Source organism: Cytobacillus sp. GQ23, assembly GCF_059758675.1.
The window spans coordinates 232205-249864 of record NZ_JCAXER010000003.1 but is presented as its reverse complement, the minus strand read 5'-3'; the positions used below and the strand labels follow the sequence as shown (position 1 = coordinate 249864).

General features: G+C 39.1%; 22 protein-coding genes. 14 read left to right on the top strand and 8 right to left on the bottom strand.

What is annotated here, in order from left to right; translation table 11 throughout:
* Positions 1 to 114: 114 nt before the first annotated feature.
* Positions 115 to 1629 carry a glycine betaine uptake BCCT transporter gene (locus tag AC6CHU_RS04175; RefSeq protein ID WP_159862512.1) on the bottom strand — a complete coding sequence of 505 codons (1515 nt, stop codon included), beginning with the start codon at positions 1627 to 1629 and terminating at the stop codon, positions 115 to 117.
* A 359-nt stretch (positions 1630 to 1988) separates the two neighbouring features.
* Between AC6CHU_RS04175 and AC6CHU_RS04170 the strand changes: the two genes are divergently transcribed.
* Positions 1989 to 2831, top strand: coding sequence for a polysaccharide deacetylase family protein (locus AC6CHU_RS04170; protein WP_251284975.1), 843 nt, complete (start codon positions 1989 to 1991; stop codon positions 2829 to 2831).
* A gap of 32 nt (positions 2832 to 2863) precedes the next feature.
* On the opposite strand, the gene AC6CHU_RS04165 is transcribed toward AC6CHU_RS04170, so the two are convergent.
* Entirely contained in the window at positions 2864 to 3298 is a 435-nt protein-coding gene (locus tag AC6CHU_RS04165) for a DUF1885 family protein (RefSeq protein ID WP_201306474.1), read from the bottom strand.
* 175 nt (positions 3299 to 3473) lie between these two features.
* Between AC6CHU_RS04165 and AC6CHU_RS04160 the strand changes: the two genes are divergently transcribed.
* Positions 3474 to 3773 (top strand): DUF3055 domain-containing protein, encoded by a 300-nt coding sequence (locus tag AC6CHU_RS04160; RefSeq protein WP_159862514.1) that lies wholly within the window; start codon positions 3474 to 3476, stop codon positions 3771 to 3773.
* 463 nt (positions 3774 to 4236) lie between these two features.
* On the top strand, positions 4237 to 4365 hold the full coding sequence (locus AC6CHU_RS04155; protein WP_061793428.1) for a GapA-binding peptide SR1P: 129 nt from the start codon (positions 4237 to 4239) through the stop codon (positions 4363 to 4365).
* Between the two features lie 47 nt (positions 4366 to 4412).
* Here AC6CHU_RS04155 and AC6CHU_RS04150 read toward each other — a convergent pair whose 3' ends face one another.
* On the bottom strand, positions 4413 to 5882 hold the full coding sequence (locus tag AC6CHU_RS04150; protein WP_159862516.1) for an aminotransferase class I/II-fold pyridoxal phosphate-dependent enzyme: 1470 nt from the start codon (positions 5880 to 5882) through the stop codon (positions 4413 to 4415).
* 240 nt (positions 5883 to 6122) lie between these two features.
* Between AC6CHU_RS04150 and AC6CHU_RS04145 the strand changes: the two genes are divergently transcribed.
* Together AC6CHU_RS04145 and AC6CHU_RS04140 are read left to right on the top strand one after the other, a co-directional pair.
* Entirely contained in the window at positions 6123 to 7082 is a 960-nt protein-coding gene (locus AC6CHU_RS04145; protein WP_251284977.1) for an NAD(P)H-dependent flavin oxidoreductase, read from the top strand.
* Between the two features lie 43 nt (positions 7083 to 7125).
* Positions 7126 to 7401: a UPF0223 family protein gene (locus AC6CHU_RS04140; protein ID WP_159862518.1), complete on the top strand. Its 276-nt coding sequence runs from the start codon at positions 7126 to 7128 to the stop codon at positions 7399 to 7401.
* Positions 7402 to 7477: 76 nt separating this feature from the next.
* On the opposite strand, the gene AC6CHU_RS04135 is transcribed toward AC6CHU_RS04140, so the two are convergent.
* Positions 7478 to 8098, bottom strand: coding sequence for a YktB family protein (locus AC6CHU_RS04135; RefSeq protein WP_159862519.1), 621 nt, complete (start codon positions 8096 to 8098; stop codon positions 7478 to 7480).
* A gap of 195 nt (positions 8099 to 8293) precedes the next feature.
* Here AC6CHU_RS04135 and AC6CHU_RS04130 point away from each other — a divergent pair, with 195 nt between their 5' ends.
* The 3 genes from AC6CHU_RS04130 (at position 8294) to AC6CHU_RS04120 (ending at position 9997) form a co-directional block, all read left to right on the top strand.
* Positions 8294 to 8488, top strand: coding sequence for a YkzI domain-containing protein (locus AC6CHU_RS04130; RefSeq protein WP_159862520.1), 195 nt, complete (start codon positions 8294 to 8296; stop codon positions 8486 to 8488).
* A gap of 251 nt (positions 8489 to 8739) precedes the next feature.
* Positions 8740 to 9540, top strand: coding sequence for an inositol monophosphatase family protein (locus tag AC6CHU_RS04125; protein ID WP_159862521.1), 801 nt, complete (start codon positions 8740 to 8742; stop codon positions 9538 to 9540).
* The gene (locus AC6CHU_RS04120; RefSeq protein WP_159862522.1) at positions 9527 to 9997 is read left to right on the top strand and encodes a GNAT family N-acetyltransferase; all 471 of its coding nucleotides are present in this window, start codon (positions 9527 to 9529) and stop codon (positions 9995 to 9997) included. Before AC6CHU_RS04125 ends, AC6CHU_RS04120 begins: the two co-directional genes overlap by 14 nt.
* Before the next feature lie 32 nt (positions 9998 to 10029).
* On the opposite strand, the gene AC6CHU_RS04115 is transcribed toward AC6CHU_RS04120, so the two are convergent.
* Positions 10030 to 10215 carry a YlaF family protein gene (locus AC6CHU_RS04115; protein ID WP_159862523.1) on the bottom strand — a complete coding sequence of 62 codons (186 nt, stop codon included), beginning with the start codon at positions 10213 to 10215 and terminating at the stop codon, positions 10030 to 10032.
* Between the two features lie 218 nt (positions 10216 to 10433).
* Between AC6CHU_RS04115 and typA the strand changes: the two genes are divergently transcribed.
* The 3 genes from typA to AC6CHU_RS04100 are packed head-to-tail and all read left to right on the top strand — an operon-like array spanning position 10434 to position 12920.
* Entirely contained in the window at positions 10434 to 12272 is a 1839-nt protein-coding gene (gene typA / locus AC6CHU_RS04110; protein WP_251284981.1) for a translational GTPase TypA, read from the top strand.
* Positions 12273 to 12299: 27 nt separating this feature from the next.
* Positions 12300 to 12614 (top strand): YlaH-like family protein, encoded by a 315-nt coding sequence (locus AC6CHU_RS04105; RefSeq protein WP_159862525.1) that lies wholly within the window; start codon positions 12300 to 12302, stop codon positions 12612 to 12614.
* A 15-nt stretch (positions 12615 to 12629) separates the two neighbouring features.
* The gene (locus tag AC6CHU_RS04100; RefSeq protein WP_159862526.1) at positions 12630 to 12920 is read left to right on the top strand and encodes a hypothetical protein; all 291 of its coding nucleotides are present in this window, start codon (positions 12630 to 12632) and stop codon (positions 12918 to 12920) included.
* Positions 12921 to 12974: 54 nt separating this feature from the next.
* Here AC6CHU_RS04100 and AC6CHU_RS04095 read toward each other — a convergent pair whose 3' ends face one another.
* Positions 12975 to 13175, bottom strand: coding sequence for a YlaI family protein (locus tag AC6CHU_RS04095; RefSeq protein WP_159862527.1), 201 nt, complete (start codon positions 13173 to 13175; stop codon positions 12975 to 12977).
* A gap of 222 nt (positions 13176 to 13397) precedes the next feature.
* Between AC6CHU_RS04095 and AC6CHU_RS04090 the strand changes: the two genes are divergently transcribed.
* Positions 13398 to 13853: a pyridoxamine 5'-phosphate oxidase family protein gene (locus AC6CHU_RS04090; protein WP_251282764.1), complete on the top strand. Its 456-nt coding sequence runs from the start codon at positions 13398 to 13400 to the stop codon at positions 13851 to 13853.
* A gap of 82 nt (positions 13854 to 13935) precedes the next feature.
* Here AC6CHU_RS04090 and AC6CHU_RS04085 read toward each other — a convergent pair whose 3' ends face one another.
* Entirely contained in the window at positions 13936 to 14541 is a 606-nt protein-coding gene (locus AC6CHU_RS04085) for a YhcN/YlaJ family sporulation lipoprotein (protein WP_159862529.1), read from the bottom strand.
* A 335-nt stretch (positions 14542 to 14876) separates the two neighbouring features.
* Here AC6CHU_RS04085 and AC6CHU_RS04080 point away from each other — a divergent pair, with 335 nt between their 5' ends.
* Complete coding sequence (locus tag AC6CHU_RS04080) at positions 14877 to 16208, top strand: PhoH family protein (RefSeq protein WP_498120132.1); 1332 nt, start codon at positions 14877 to 14879, stop codon at positions 16206 to 16208.
* Between the two features lie 86 nt (positions 16209 to 16294).
* Here the strand turns inward: AC6CHU_RS04080 and AC6CHU_RS04075 are convergent, their stop codons facing one another.
* Positions 16295 to 16792, bottom strand: coding sequence for a molybdopterin-binding protein (locus tag AC6CHU_RS04075; protein ID WP_159862531.1), 498 nt, complete (start codon positions 16790 to 16792; stop codon positions 16295 to 16297).
* 288 nt (positions 16793 to 17080) lie between these two features.
* Here AC6CHU_RS04075 and AC6CHU_RS04070 point away from each other — a divergent pair, with 288 nt between their 5' ends.
* Positions 17081 to 17350 (top strand): Fpa/YlaN family protein, encoded by a 270-nt coding sequence (locus AC6CHU_RS04070; RefSeq protein WP_498120127.1) that lies wholly within the window; start codon positions 17081 to 17083, stop codon positions 17348 to 17350.
* The last annotated feature ends 310 nt before the right edge of the window (positions 17351 to 17660 follow it).

The following is a 17660-nucleotide window of genomic DNA, read 5'->3' as shown; positions in this document are numbered from 1 at the left end:
CTAGGTCTGTATGCTTCGTTCCATTTGGCGATGTCCTATATTACTCATGGGTAAATGGAAAAGATACAGGCAATAAAAAAACGGCACCTTTACAGGTGCCATTTTTTAGGCTTTTTAGCTGTTTTTTTTCGGTATGACTTCTTCTTTAAACGATTTAGCCAGCGATACGACGATTAAAAGCATAATGACGGTAAATGGCAGTGCAGCTATAATAGAAGCTCTCTGGAGTGCTTCCAGACCTCCTGTCCATAAGAGGATAGCTGCAGAAGCAGATTGGATAATGCCCCAGACAAATTTCACTTTGCCCGCAGGGTTCAAGCTTCCGTTTGTTGTCTGCATACCAAGAACAAATGTAGCTGAATCTGCAGAAGTAATAAAAAATGTGCTGATTAAAAATATTGCTAGTATGCTTAGAACAGTGCTGAAGGGGAAGTTGCCAAACACAGTGAATAATGCAACCTCCATTCCCTGCTGGTTAATTGTTTCCATAATAGGCTTGGACTCAAAGAATTCAAGGTATATGCCTGTTCCTCCGAAAACTGAGAACCAAAGGGCTCCAAAAATGGTTGGAACAGCAAGCACACCGACGATAAATTCTCTTACTGTCCTTCCGCGAGAGATTCGGGCTATGAATGTACCTACAAATGGCGCCCAGGCAATCCACCATGCCCAATAAAAAATTGTCCAATCCTGAAACCATGTAAGCTCCTGATCAAAAGGACTAAGCCTGAAGCTCATGGAAGGAAGATTTTGAAGATAAGAGCCAATCGTTGTCGTAAACAGATCCATAATAAAATTTGTAGGTCCTACAAATAGCAGAAACAATAATAACGAGATAGCTAAAATAATATTTAAATTACTTAAGTATTTTATCCCTTTGTTTAAACCGGTTTGTGCTGATACCATAAATAAAACCGTCACAATCACAATAATAATTAATTGAGTGGTAATATTATTGCCAACACCGGCAATTGTTGCAGATAGTCCGCCGGATATTTGAATGGCACCCAGTCCTAATGAAGTTGCAACACCAAAAACAGTTGCAAATACTGCTATAAAATCAATTAATACCCCAAGTGGACCATCTACTTTGTTCCCCAGGAGTGGCCTCAATATGGAGCTGATAACTCCCGCTGCCCCTTTTCGGAACTGGAAATACGCGAGTGCAAGCCCAATGACTGCATAGATAGCCCATGGATGAAGTCCCCAGTGAAAGAAAGAGTACCTCATCGCTGCTCTTGCAGCATCAGGTGTCTGTCCTTCAGAGAAAGGAGGCTCATAGTAGTGATACATAGGTTCCGCAACTCCCCAGAACACTAGGCCAATTCCCATCCCTGCGCTGAAAAGCATGGCAAACCAGCTTAAGTAGCTATATTCCGGCCTGTCTGCATCTTTTCCCAGACGAATATTTCCATACTTGCTGAATGCTAATAGGATAGAAAAAATTAAAAAGATAGATGCTGCTAAAAGGTAAAACCAGCCGAATTTTTCTAATATGAATCCCTGGACAGATGCTGTAACAGCATCAAGGTTGCCTTTCGGCAGTATAGTCTTTGGTATAAGTCCCCATAAAATAAATATTGCTGTGAATATGACTGAAACCGTAAAGACGGGTGTCAGTTTCTTCATCAAATCCCTCCTGTCTTAATAATATAAACCTTGATAAAGTAATAAATCTTACAATCCTAAAATGCAGGTGTTTAATTATCCCGCTTTCCTGACAGTTTCTGCTTGATTGTTTAAAGCAATTGGAGGCTCAGCAGGGGAGAGCAGCTTCCTGAACAAGGCCCATTGAGCAAAATTGAGAGTGAGCAGCAATCCAAACCGAACTCTCAATTTTACTACTGAATGTTAAAAAAGGACTTGTTTCTGGTAAAATCAGTAGGTAATGGTAAGGTTTCATAAGGGGAACTACATTTAAAATGGCCAAGTTACATACTAACATTAATAAAAGTGAGTTTAAAGAAATATGCACTAAGGAGGTCACAATGAGAATAACACGACTTATTATAGCTATTTATTCTTTATTAATTCTGATGGCTTGTACGGATTTTTCTGCGGTTGAAAGTAAGCGAACAGAATTGGAAAAAGAGGAGGAAAAACTGAAAGATTTAGATGTTCAAGAATCTAATTCGGATGCGAACCAGGCAGGGGCTGATGAAATGCCTGCAGAAGAAGAGGTATCCCTGACAGAGCCTCAATACAAAATAAATGCAAACAATTGGACAGTAGAACCAATTAATCAGGCAAATTCAAAAGTTGTACTACTAACTATTGACGACGCTCCTGATAAAAATGCATTGGAAATGGCCAGGATTTTAAAGAAACTTTCAGCTCCTGCAATCTTTTTTGTAAATGGGCATTTCATTGATACACCGGAAGAAGCTGAAGTATTGAAGGAAATTCATGAACTTGGCTTTGCAATTGGCAATCACACTTATAGCCACCTTAATCTGGCAAGTTTACCTGAAGCACAGCAGTATAAAGAGATAGTTGGTCTTAATGATCGAGTTGAAGAGATTATTGGAGAGAGGCCTAAATTCTTTCGGGCACCATTCGGGTCTAATACAGATTACAGCAGGAAAATTGCTGAAGGTGAAAACATGGTGCTCATGAATTGGACATACGGATATGACTGGGAGGAGGAATATCAATCAAAAGAAGCTTTAACAGATGTAATGGTTAATTCACCCTATTTAGTGAAAGGTGCAAACTTATTGATGCATGATAGGAAATGGACAAAAGAAGCCTTGGAGGATATTGTGAAGGGGCTCAAGAATAAAGGATTTACACCAGTCGACCCAGCTCTGATAAGTATTGAAAAAGAATGAGAACAGCAGTGGCTGTTCTCAATTTTATAGAATTATTTTCTTTTATAAAAATACATTACTCTTCCATTAAAAAGGTGTAATTCACCTTGAAGCTTTTTAGCGAGAAATTTGCAAAATTCATTTGCCTTGCCTTTATCTCCGAATGTTGCACCTTCCGGCAATGTAACTTGTATGTAAGACTGCTCACGCTCAGAACCATCTTCATCCTTCACTTTTTCTTTATCAATGCCAAGCAATATGGCGTTATATCGGTCATGTTGAGAATATAGGTAAAACCAGGTCCCTTTTGCTTCAGGCTTCTCTTTAATATCATAAGGAAAAGCAGCAGCATCATATTCCCATTTAATCTGGCTGCCTGTTTTTCCCGTAATATCCTTATAATATAAAAAAAGTTCTTTAAGTTCTTCTGTTGAAATATTTTCCTTAGCTGATGAAGGAACCAGTTTGATAAAAGAATTAGCCGCCAATTTCTTTCCCCCCATTATCCCCATAATTATGGTAATGAACATCCTCTTTTATTCTAGCATTAGATAAAATCTTGTGACAACTTAAAATAGTATGGTTACTTTATATTACTTGTCAAAGAGCCTAAAATGAATTATAATAATATTCTAAATATTATTATAAATAAGGAGGAATCTTATGGAATTTTTTGAGAAGCTCTATGATGAGCATGAAAACGTGAATGTACGTTTTGTTGGCTTTACGACAGAATCAACACGTTATGATTTCGGGATTGTATATACAAACCTCTTCTTTTCCAAGCCTCTGGTTATTTGTATGCAGACAGGCCGCTCAACTCTCCTCGACCCTAAAGATCTCGATGACATCGAATATTTGCAAAAGGCATTTAAGCTCGATTTATATGAACAGGCTGCGGATTTAAGAGAATTTTTCCTCGAAGCAATCCCCGGTGCCCGTTTTGAAGAACAATACGATTAATTTTATGGACTGTTTTAGCTAGGTTAGGGGATTATTGTTGGTTCCAATGTTGATTGCAGCGTAAGTTGTGAGATCATTGGAAATGCATTCACATTTTCTTCGTACTGTGAAAGTCATCGGGAGAAGTGGTAGAGGGTGGATGAGTCCACACATAGTACTGAGAAGGTTCATCTCCAGCCTATTTGATAGCTGAGCAGCGTGGAGAGAATCAACAGGCTGCATTGATAGGCAATAAACAATATTAAACGAAAAGAGAACATGATAAAAAACAGGCCAAAATTGGTCTGTTTTTTATATTATGACATACTAATAATAATGGATTTCCTTTTATGTAACCGTACTTACCAAGAAAAAACAATAAATATGTTATACAATTGGGCTTGATAAATTAATAATGTTATATTATTATAGATTTAAAGATAAAGCGCTTTCAAAAAAACTCATTGAAAAGGAGAATGAAAAGATGGGTACAATCGTATGCCAGGCTTGCAATTCAACTATTGATCACTTTGAGGATGAAAAAGTAACTGTGTTATATTCAAAAAAATGCAATTGCTGTGATGGAGAAAAATCAGAAAAGACAAACAAATAGTGGTTGAACATAAAAAGAGCCTTTCCTAAATGGAAGGCTCTTTTGCATTATCTTATGGCTTTGTGCTCTTCAATAACGCGAAGGTATTTGAAATCATAATCCTCCGGCCCTTGAACAGGCAGTCCAGCTTCCATATTTGTTCTTATATAACGCAGGTTTTCCCTTGTAATGATTTCTCCCGGAATAAAAATGGGTATACCAGGCGGATAAACCATAATAAATTCTGCAATTATTCTGCCTTCAGACTCGTCGAATGGGACAAGTTCAGTATCAGCATAAAATGCGTCACGAGGTGTAAGTGATAAAACGGGAATATCAGGTAGAAGAACCTGAGTTTCTAGCTTTTCAGTATTCCCACTGCGTTCATTTGCCAGTTCGGCAAGTGCTGAAACTAAAATATCTGCTTCCCTTTCAGTGTCGCCAGGGGTCACAATACAAAGGATATTATATAAATCAGACATTTCTACTTCAATATTATGATGTTCCCGAAGCCAATTCTCCACATCAAAACCATTCAAGCCAAGCTCTTTGACTGAAATAATCAATTTGGTTGGATCATAGTCATGTGCAGCTTTGGTTTCCAGGATTTCTTCACCGACACAATAGAGTCTGTCAATTTCATTGATGCGGCGGCGAATGGATTTTGCCAAATCAATTGTCTTTTGAATAAGTTCCTTTCCCTCTGTAGCCAGACGTTTTCTGGCAACATCCAGGGAAGCAAGCAATAAATAGGAAGTTGAAGTTGTTGTCAGCATACTTAAAATGGATTGAACCCTTTTGGCCGAAACAAGATTTCCTTTCATATTTAAAATTGAACTTTGCGTCATGGATCCCCCCAGCTTATGGACAGATGTTGCCGCTAAGTCAGCACCAGCCTGCATGGCGGATAAGGGGAGCTCATCATGAAAATGAATATGAACACCATGGGCTTCATCCACCAGTACAGGAACATTATATGAATGTGCTATTTCGACGATTTTTTTCAAATCTGCTGAAACACCGAAATAAGTAGGATTAATCACCAATACCCCTTTTGCGTCCGGATGCAGTTCCAGAGCTTTCGATACTGATTCAGTTGTAATCCCATGAGATATACCAAGGTTTTCATCTATTTCAGGATGTATAAAGATAGGGGTTGCTCCTGAAAAAACAATGGCAGACATGACTGATTTATGAACATTTCTCGGGACAATAATTTTATCCCCGGGACCGCAGACAGACATAACCATAGTCATAATAGCTCCGCTTGTTCCTTGTACTGAGAAGAATGTTTTGTCTGCCCCAAATGCCTCTGCAGCAAGATCCTGGGCTTCTTTAATAATGCCTTTTGGCTGATGGAGGTCATCAAGCGGACCAATATTAATCAGGTCGATGGCGAGTGCATTATCACCAATATATTCCCTGAAATCCGGATCAATCCCGGCTCCTTTTTTATGGCCGGGTATATGAAACTGTACCGGGTCCTTTTTTGCGTGTGCAAGCAAACCGCTGAATAACGGTGTTTTGTATTGAGACAACTTATTCCCACACCTCTTTAGTAGTAATATTTCAAAAAGCTCAAGCTGATATAAAACATTTGCATTATAGCATTATTCAATACCTTTGCATAGAAAGTTCTATGCTGATTCGTTCTGTTAAAGCCTGCTGTCTCCCGGCAATAGCTTCTACATTTCAGTTTCCGTTTAGTTTTAGAAGTTTACAGGAATTTAAACCATATAAATCGAAATAAAAGTTAGGAAGAAATGGAGGGTACTTAAATGAACTGGAATACACGTGTGACAGACTTACTGAAAATTAAATATCCAATTATACAGGGCGGCCTTGCCCATCTTGCCTATTCCGATTTGGCTGCAGCTGTTTCAAATGCAGGGGGGTTAGGTCAGGTTACCGCCATGTCTCTCAGCAGCCCTGAAAAATTAAGAGAAGAAATTCAAAAGGTTAAGAAATTGACAGATAAACCATTTGGGGTTAATTTTGCTATTGGGCAGCATGGAAGGCCATTCTCCGATTATCTGGATATAGCCATTGAAGAAGAAGTTCCCGTCATTTCTATGACAGGTGGAAATCCTGCACCTATTTTTGATCAATTAAAGGGTGTAAATGTGAAGAAGCTTGTCCTTGTGGCAGCAAAAAGGCAGGCAGTAAAGGCAGAGGAGCTTGGTGCGGACGCAGTGATGGTTGTAGGGCAGGAAGGCGGCGGGCATTTGGGCAGGGGAGATATTGGAACCTTCGTACTCGTTCCTCAGGTGGCTGATGCTGTTTCCATCCCTGTAATTGCCTCAGGAGGAATCGGAGACGGCAGGGGGCTTATGGCAGCATTAAGTCTTGGAGCAGAAGGTATTGAGATGGGCACCAGATTTGTCGCAACAAAGGAATGCGTCCATGCTTCTGAATTATATAAAAACCGTTTAGTCGAAGGAACAGAGAATGACACAGTTGTAATAAAAAGAACAATAGGTGCACCTGCAAGGGTGATTGCCAACTCATGGTCAGAAAAGATACTCGAAATTGAAAAACAAAACGGCGGCTATGAGGAGTTAAAAGATTACATCAGCGGGAATGCTAATAAGAAATATATATATGAAGGGAAAGATGATAAAGGATTTGCATGGGCTGGACAAGTTATGGGATTAATTAAGGATATTCCCTCTGTGGAAGAACTATTCAAGCGGATTATTATAGAAAGTGAATCGATCAGGGAGAAATGGACTCAATAGTGTAGAAATGCATCAGGAAGATCATAAATGAGGTGAATTGATAATGGAATATCAGTACCCAATTGACCAGGACTGGTCAACAGATGAAATAGTGGATGTTATTAAATATTTTGAAAGCATTGAAATGGCATACGAAAAAGGAATAGAGCGGGAACAATTCATGAATGCATATAGACGTTTCAAGGAAATTGTTCCTGGGAAAGCCCAGGAGAAAAACATCTGCGATGACTTTGAAGAACAAAGCGGTTATTCCTCCTACAGAACAGTAAAATTAGCTAAAGAACGCTCAGCCGGGGACAAATTAAAAATGCAGAAATAGTTTTTAAAAAAACAAAACCTTCAGGATGCTGAAGGTTTTGTTTTTTACTGACAAATTCACGTTCAGCAAATTATGTTTATGCCAATTTGTATAGGGGTAATAAATTTCTAAATACAGAATCAGCTTTTTCGATAAACTGATCAGGTGACATGCGAATGGCATCTTCTCGGGAAAGATGATAGCCGCAAAGAATTTCCGCCTTTTTAACATTCTGCAGACGCTGAAACATGGATTTTAATTCTTCCTTGTCCAATTGCTCATGCAGAGCAGCAGCAGGTTTTGTGTGATCGCCGGACCAGACATAATCATTGGGTATTTCTTTATATATCTTGTCCAGGCTGTTCTCAAAAGACTTGCCTGCAGCCATTTTATTAGGTGCTTCATAGATGATGGCAAACCAGATAAATACATGTGTTTCCCATAATCCTATCTGGAAATGGGGAAGCATTTTATACCCTCTCGCATTGCTTGCAAATGCGACCCAAGTATCATTTGGCGGATTTTTTGTTCTTCTCGCATGTTTGGCAACATGAGGAAACATTTCATCCCCTGACAGGTTTGAAAGTAAAGGTGCAAAATGGCGGCCCAATTCTTCTAATTTAGGCCTAATAACAGATTTTAATCTGTCCATTCTTTCATCCAATCCATCTATTGTAAAGACATCGAAATCTTCGTTTTTAAAACCGGAAAAAGACATAAGCTGACCTCCTGTATACTTTGTCAAATATTGTAGCATAACCGGAAATAATCCAAAAACTTAATGCTCTATAGAATGGGTGAAATAAAGTATTGGGTTATCGCACAAATTAGTTGCAACCGAGAATTGTCCTTCATATGATAAAAGTAAAAATAGTCAGAAAACTAAACACTTTTGGAAGGGGTGTACTGTCTAATGAAACAACTAATGAATACAGTGAAAAAGAAAAATGGTGATAGGGAAAGAACAGCTGTTTTAAGGCTTGAAATGGACTATGAGCTTGCTACTTTGTTTGATGCCATGTCAGAAAAGGATGAAGATCTTCAAAAACAATCTAAACTAAAGCTGGAAAAAATCAGGCAGGAACTTCTTAGATTAAAAGCACTTTAAGATGAATTGCCTATAAAGGAGAAAAGCCAGAAAAAATGCAAATAAAAAGGAAAAATTAGAAACGAACTCCATGAAGCTATTAGGAGTTCGTTTATTATTTTCAATGAACAAATGGCGGCATTTCTTCAGTAAATAATTATTCTCCCGGAAATGATAATCCCTATCATGGGAGAGTATATAACTTGAAGAACCTTTCTAATTCATTTAATCTAATTGTATTTTAATGTTATCACTATGCGGAGGGCTGATCCATGACAAATTGGAGTGAGATTCATACATATGCCAAAGCCTTAATTAAAGAGGCGGGCGAGAATATTAAAAATTCTTTCAGCAAAACTCTTACCATAACCACCAAGTCAAATGCGAATGATTTAGTCACTGATATAGATCAGGAAACAGAACAATTCTTTATAAAGAAAATTAATGAACAATACCCTGATCACAGGATCCTTGGTGAAGAAGGGTTTGGGAATAAGTTAAGCGACCTTGATGGAATCGTCTGGATAATTGATCCGATAGACGGAACGATGAATTTTGTTCACCAGCAGAGAAATTTCGCCATATCCGTCGGTATTTACGAAAATGGGAAGGGCAAAATCGGATTAATATATGATGTTGTTCATGATGAGTTATATCATTGCATGAAAGGGAATGGTGTTTTCATGAACGATTTGGAACTTCCTCCCTTAAAGGAAACGGATGTGTCAAAAGCTATCATTGGATTGAATGCCACGTGGGTTACTGAAAATAAAAGGATTGATCCAGCACTGCTTGCACCCCTTGTAAAAAATGCAAGAGGAACCCGGTCCTACGGTTCAGCCGCAATGGAAATGGCATATATAGCATCTGGGAGAGTTGATGCATACATAACCATGCGCCTGGCTCCATGGGATTTCGCTGCGGGTGTGATTATGATTGAAGAATTAGGAGGAATTGCGACAACTGTTAAAGGTGAAGAGCTGAACTATCTTGAAAACAATTCTGTATTTGTCTCTAAGCCAGGTCTGCATCAGGAAATAATGAAAGAATACTTAAAAAATGGAAATTGGTAACATATCAAGCGGCAAGATCACTGATGAAGATTTCCTGTTCTTTTTAGAAGTCATTAGGGATAGTGCAGATTGGGAAAAGGAAGAAAAGTTCGAAAATAACCTCAGCAATTATATGGCCAGGTATCGGGAGTTAAATGGGGAATGGAGGATATGGCGTGTAAAAGGAGAACGAATAGCTGTCACTTACCATCTGGATTTATCTCCTTCCAACCGGAAGCCATGGCTTGGTACCATCCTTGTTAAAAAAGAAATGAGAAGAAAAGGAATTGGAACAGAGGTTATCAAACTGCTGGCAGCTGAGCTGAAGAAAAAGGGTGAAAAGTCTTTCTTTGCAGGTGTCCCTGACTATCGGAACAGTTGGATCAATTTTTTGGCTGATGCCGGGTTTGAGCAGTTTAAAATCGAGACTTCCGACAATGGCCAGATGTTTTTAATAATGGTCCTGCCATTAATATAAAGAAAGCTGCAGCCATCCGCTGCAGCTTTTCTTTATAACAAACCATCTTCTCTCATCTTCTTTTTAGTCTTAAAACCAAATCCCATGACAAGAATCAAAGCAATAATGGCGATGATGATCCCAATAATGCTTCTTTCACCTATCGCAACGCCAATGCCCATCATACATATAGCTGCTCCCAGTGCAAAGGCTAATAAAGGCCACTTGATCTTCTTCATAATTTCACTCCCATGAGGATTAATTTAGTTGAATAATGGTGAAAAATATGTAGAGAATATACTGCCCAGCAGTAGAATTTATCAGAAATAATCCTTCTCTGCATTATTTTACACAAAATTTTTTTAGGTTTCTACAGTAATTGTGATATAATGTATCAGTTGTGAAAAAATGTTGAAAAATGGATTTGATTCAGTTTTTATAAATAGGAGGAAATCTTTTGAAATTAAGAGAAGATATTCGAAATATTGCAATTATAGCCCACGTTGACCATGGTAAAACAACATTGGTTGACGAGCTTTTAAAACAGTCCGGGACTTTCCGTTCAAATGAGCACGTGGAAGAGCGTGCGATGGATTCAAACGATCTGGAAAGAGAACGCGGTATTACGATTTTAGCTAAAAACACTGCAGTTAAATATAAAGATACACGTATTAACATTCTAGATACGCCAGGGCACGCGGACTTTGGCGGTGAAGTAGAACGTATCATGAAAATGGTTGATGGTGTTTTATTAGTAGTTGATGCATATGAAGGATGTATGCCTCAAACGCGTTTTGTTCTTAAAAAGGCTTTGGAACAAAAGCTGACGCCAATCGTTGTTGTAAATAAAATAGACAAACCATCTGCCCGTCCAACTGAAGTTGTCGACGAAGTAATCGATTTGTTTATTGAACTGGGTGCAGATGAAGATCAGCTTGAATTCCCAGTAATATACGCGTCGGCTATTGCCGGTACTGCAAGCACAACTCCTGATAAACAGGATGATGATATGCATTCGGTTTATGAAGCAATTATTGACCATATACCGGCACCTAAGGATAATCGGGAAGAGCCGCTTCAATTCCAGGTTGCCCTTTTAGATTATAATGATTATGTAGGGAGAATTGGGATTGGCCGTGTATTCAGGGGAACCATTAAGGTTGGCCAGCAAGTTGCCCTAATGAAGCTTGATGGTTCGGTCAAACAATTCCGCGTTACTAAAATCTTTGGATTCTTCGGCTTAAAGCGCGAAGAGATTCAAGAAGCATATCCTGGAGATTTAATCGCTGTCTCCGGAATGGAAGACATCAACGTTGGGGAAACAATCTGCCCAGTCGAGCATCAGGAAGCACTTCCTGTTCTTAGAATAGATGAGCCAACATTGCAGATGACGTTCGTTGTTAATAACAGCCCTTTTGCAGGCAGGGAAGGCAAGTATATTACAGCCAGAAAAGTTGAAGAGAGATTACGTGCCCAGCTTGAGACAGATGTCAGCCTTCGTGTCGAAAATACAGATTCACCAGACGCTTGGGTTGTATCAGGACGTGGAGAACTTCATCTATCAATCCTGATCGAAAATATGCGCCGTGAAGGTTTTGAATTGCAGGTTTCCAAGCCTGAAGTAATTATTAGAGAAATTGATGGTGTTCGCTGTGAACCTGTAGAACGTGTTCAAATCGATGTGCCAGAAGATAATACCGGCGCAATCATTGAATCAATGGGTACACGTAAAGGTGAAATGCTTGACATGGTTAATAACGGAAATGGCCAAGTGCGTTTAACTTTCAATGTCCCAGCACGCGGACTAATCGGCTACTCCACGGAATTTATGACACTTACTCGGGGATATGGTATTATCAATCACACATTTGATAGCTACCAGCCTGAAATTAAAGGTCAAATTGGAGGCAGAAGCAAAGGTGTGCTTGTGTCCATGGAAAGCGGAAAGTCATCCACTTATGGTATTATGCAGGTAGAGGATAGAGGTACCATTTTCGTAGAACCAGGTACAGAGATTTATGAAGGAATGATTGTTGGAGAGCATACACGTGAAAATGACCTTACTGTCAATATCACTAAAGTAAAGCATGCAACAAACATCCGTTCCGCTAACAAGGATCAAACGAATGTAATTAAAAAGCCCCGCATCCTGACTCTGGAAGAAGCACTTGAATACTTAAATGATGATGAGCTGCTTGAAGTAACACCTGAGTCAATCAGATTGCGCAAGAAAATTCTTGATAAGAATGAACGTGAAAGAATGGCCAAGAAGAAGAAATACGCTGAAACTAACTAAGACTAAGAAGGGGGAGGAGAAAAGGATATGGATGTATCACAGCGCCTGTCTTTCTTTGCAGCTTTGTTCAAGGTCGATGAGAATCCCGCAACCGGAATGTGGCTTCTTTATATAACAATTGTTTTGCTTTCAATCTTGGTATTCAAACTGGGATTTGCCAAGAAACTCCCTATTTTAAAATCAGCTTTGATATACACTTTCTTGATTTTAGGCTGTACGGTGCTGACATTTCTTGGAGTTTTCCTTCCTGTGGCAGAAGGTCTTGTTGTGGCTGCATTAATCCTGATTATTTACAAAATCCGTCTTAACCAGGAAAAGAAGGAACAGGCAAAGGCGGAATAACAGGGAGAGGCTAAGATGAAATCTTTGCAGGATTCACTGTATAACTGGCTGACGATAAAAATTGTCTGTGATGATCGACCGGACGATACAGCGGCAGCAGACACTGAGAAAATGTTTCTGGAAATTCTTACGGAAGAGTATAATATTTCTGATCTGGAGTTTGAAAAAGATGACGTGATGTACTATGTACATTATACCAAGGGGGAAGAACGGAATAAGAGCCGTTTTCCCCGAGAATTAATAGAAGTAATGCTTAATCAGATTCAAAGTGAACCAGAAAAATATGTGAATTATCCGGAGGATTAAAGAGAGCCGCCCAGACTAATTGTTTGGGGCGGCTTTTTTTTGAATGTGTCCAGTTTACCATTCTTCCTCCTGGACTTTGCTCCGATATAGCTTGAAGTTTCCAGTATCAGCTCTTTTTTGTGTTCTTTCTGTAATTCTTGTTTCGCATGGTCTGCACATATATGTGTGAATTGGGCGGTTGCGGAGACGTTTAGCTTGTAGGGACTCGTTTTCAATGGATTCAATTTTATCGCATAATACACATTTTACTCGCATTGGACACCTCAAATTGTTTTAACTGTTGTTAATACCATTATAGTATAAGTTAAGGCTCGATTCGAATGCTTTGCAGCAATTTAATTTTTAGGTCAGACTGTATCGGTTATCATGTGTTGGTTTATATTATAAAGAAAGTGTAAAGGTTATAAGGATGAGAAGTTATAGGTTGAAAGAAAAGCTTCATCATACTATGATGAAGTAAATAAAGGAGGGAAAAGAATGGCAAATCAGGTAGAACCGAAATTAATTAAACCATTGTATGACGAACTGCAAAAGGAACGCTTCGTCACGCTTGCCACTGTTGATTTTGAAACTGGCGGACCTAATGTCAATGCGATTTCATGGGTACTGGCAAAAGATGAGGAAACATTGTATTTTGCAGTTGATAACCGTTCGAGAATTGTTCAAAACATAAACAGCAATAACAAAGTTGTTCTGAATATTATCGCGAATGAATCTACATACTCCATAGCTGGTGAAGCTTCGGTTAAGGCTGAAAAAATGGAGGGAGTGCCTCTGAAGCTGGCGCTTATGGAAATCACTGTAAAGGAAGTCCGTGATGTCATGTTTTACGGCTCTAAAATCGTAGTAGAACCTCAATATGACAAAACATATGATAAAGACGCAGCAGCCCGTTTGGACAAACAGGTAATGGAAGCGATGAAAAAAGCTTAGTTCCCAAGGGAACTAAGCTTTTGCTGTTCGAATAGCGGCTTTTGACTATCCGTTAATGATAAATGCATCGGTTCAGACACACTTACTTATAGAAATTCGATTGTTTTTCCTGTTTTTGTTCAAGCTGTTTCTCCTGATCATTATCGAGTTTTTTCTTCGGAGTTTCGGTTGCGTTTTTCTCATTTTCCTTTTTAGGATCAACCAGATCGGCAGGGACTTCTGGCATTAGACGGCCGGCGATATCTGCCAGTTCATTCATGATTCCCTGCAGGGGCTCGCCGTTTTCAATGTCATCAGATATTTCCCGCAGTCTTGCGTTAATATCAGGATCTGCCACTACAATTGCTCTTGCACCATGAGGATCATTTTTAAGGGTTTCGGCAACTGAATATTTGATAGATCCGACATCAGAACGATCCAGGTTTTTATTTACATCTACTCCGACTACAGCAAAGCGTCCAAGAACAACTGCTGTGGCATCATTGACATTAGGAACTCGGGAAGCCAAATCGACGAGATGCCTGGAAACTTGCTGCCCAGTTTCTCTGTCAACTTCCTGTATGGTGCTATTTTTTACATTTACGGTGTTTGTAGTTTTCTGTTCCTGATCGTTCTGGGCCTGATTATTGTTCATGTTGCACCCTGTTAAAAGTAATCCTGTCATGCATATCAACAGCACTTTTTTCATATACGACACCTCCGGGACATCAAAATTCCCTGAAAATGAAAGCTTGAATTTTTTCAGGTTCAGGAATATTGAGGATTCTTAAATGTTATTGTGCAAAATTTCTTCTATCTTTATTCGGCATTACATATATTTTTACCAAGATAGATTTGTCCACATTGTATGAGAAGCATTTCTTCCTAATTAATCAACATCTTTTAAAGGCTGAATAATATAAAACAACAGGATAAGAATCCATCAGGATTGAAGGTAATCCTTTCATTAACTGCATATCTGCAGGCAGGGGACCTCGCTTTTGTAATTAGCTTTATAATGACACAAGAGGAGCAGGAGGCATCATATTGAGTAAAATTTACGTATTAGATACCAATGTCTTGTTGCAGGATCCTAATTCCATATTTTCATTTGAAGATAATGAAGTAGTCATTCCGGCAGTAGTTCTGGAAGAGGTTGATTCTAAGAAAAGGTATATGGATGAAATTGGGAGGAACGCAAGGCAAGTATCCCGGCTGATTGACAGCATGAGGGAGACGGGTAAGCTCCATGAGAAAATACCTCTTGAAAATGGCGGAAGCCTGCGAATTGAATTAAATCACAGATCATTTCATGAACTTCAGGAGATTTTTGTTGAAAAAACGAATGATAATCGGATCTTGGCAGTTGCCAAAAACTTGTCCCTTGAAGAAGAGACAAAAGAAAATGGACGAACGGTAATTCTTGTAAGCAAAGATGCCCTTGTCAGAGTTAAAGCGGATGCTATAGGGTTAATTTCAGAGGACTTCTTAAGTGACCGTGTAGTGGAAAATGATCATTTATATCCAGGGTTTCTGGAAGTATATATAGGTCTCGATATTATGAACCGTTTTTATGAAAAAGGTGAGCTGCTGCTATCTGAAATAGCAAATCACCCTTTCTACCCGAATCAGTTTCTGGTTATGAAAGATGCACTTGGCTCCTCATCGTCTGCACTTGGCATTGTGGATAAAAGTGGAAGGAAAGTGAAAAAACTCATTTTTGACCATGACCATATTTGGGGAATTAAGCCCCGAAATGTGCAGCAGACAATGGCTCTTGAGCTATTGCTGAGAACTGATCTGCCGCTTGTAACGCTTATCGGCAAGGCTGGGACTGGAAAAACCCTTTTGGCGCTGGCATCCGGCTTAATGCAGACTGAAGATTATGGGAAGTACAAAAAATTGCTGGTCGCCCGCCCCATTGTGCCGGTAGGCAAGGATTTGGGATTCCTTCCGGGTGAAAAAGAGGAAAAGTTACGGCCGTGGATGCAGCCGATTTTTGATAATCTGGAATATCTGTTTAATGTCAAAAAGCCCGGCGAATTGGATGCCATATTGGCAGGTATGGGCTCAATTGAGGTTGAGGCTCTGACATATATCAGGGGCAGAAGCATACCTGATCAATTCATTATTATTGACGAAGCTCAAAACCTGACGAAGCATGAAGTGAAAACCATTTTAACCAGAGTGGGGGAAGGAAGTAAAATTGTCCTGATGGGGGACCCTGAGCAAATTGACCATCCCTACCTGGATGCTTATAACAACGGTCTCACCTATGTCGTGGAAAAATTTAAAGATCAGGTTATCTCAGGTCATGTCAAGCTGGTTAAAGGTGAGAGATCAGGCCTTGCCCAGCTTGCTGCAGACCTATTATAGCCTGCATGGCAGAGTTTATGAGTTCTGAGGATTTCATGCCGGGGAGGAGACTGCGAAAAAAGGGCGATTCATATCGCCCTCTCCGGTCATTCCACTCTAAATCCTTTCACTCTTTTTATAGGTGAATTTTGGTTGCTGCCGTCCCCGAAATAGGCATGAACTGGCCCATCCTCTTTTAATGGTTTCCCATCCTTTGAGAACCCCAATATTAATTCCTCGGCTTCAGAAAGAGACAACCGGGTTTCACCATATTCACTTTCAATTACAACAAATTCTGCTTTCTCTTCCGGCTCCGCGTTCATTAGGAATGGTTTAAAGGGTATACCGAATGTGCCTGTCAGAACCTTTTCTTTTTCGTATTTCTTTTCTGTTTTAAGTGTAGGAGGAAAAACTGCACCTTCCATGATTTCTCTATCCCAATGCTTTGAGACTGCTTTTGTATATTCCTCAAGTTCATTTTTTCTGAGATTTTCTTGGATAAAATATGTTGTTAAATCCACCCTCCGATCGTCGAATATCCAAACTCCCGGATCCAAGGTGATTTTATATTTTACATTTCCTTTAAAAGCAATTATATTTTCCATATTGAACCTCCTGGCAGCTCTATTCATGCTAAATATCTGTATAACTTAATTATACAGATGATTATGCCGCTTGTCATACAGTCATCCAGGAATGTAGATGGATAAAGTTATTTGAACTGAACGGATCAAATGATTGATGACACACTATATTAGCGGCGTTTTATCCTGCTGCCGATATCATTTCTCTATCAAATCCCTTATTATCCTTGCTTTTTTCCATGCTTAAGTATAAAATTTATAGATAGGATAATCGCTCGGAAATGGAGGGATTGAAAGTTGGCTTCTGACATGATTATTGATCACAAAGAAAAAGCAAATGCCCTATTAAAGGCAGATGCTGCTAAAATATTAAAGTTAATAAAGGTGCAAATGGATAATCTAACCATGCCTCAATGCCCTCTATATGAGGAAGTTCTTGATACCCAGATGTTTGGCTTATCCAGAGAAATTGATTTTGCTGTCCGTCTCGGATTAATCGAAGAGACCGAAGGCAAAGCTATTTTGGATGAATTGGAAAGGGAGCTGTCTATGCTCCACGAAGCTTCAGTAAAAAAATAATTTTAAAAAACTCAAACATCTTTTCAAAGATTGTTTGAGTTTTTTTATAACCGTAGCAGGTTAAAAAAGGATATACTGGCAAGGTTAATTGTTTTTGTATATTCTTAATGAGTTAATTGCGGCAAAAGGTGCGTTATTCCATAAAAGAAGTATGATTTTTCCGCGTGCAGTGTATGCCCAAGGAAGCATATTATATGTCCTGAGAAATTTACAGATAATTTTGCTTGGCGAAAATCAATAATAAATGCAAATAAAGCCTTTGAATAAAATTAGTATATCGAAAAGGGAAGAAAAAATAATATTGTATAAC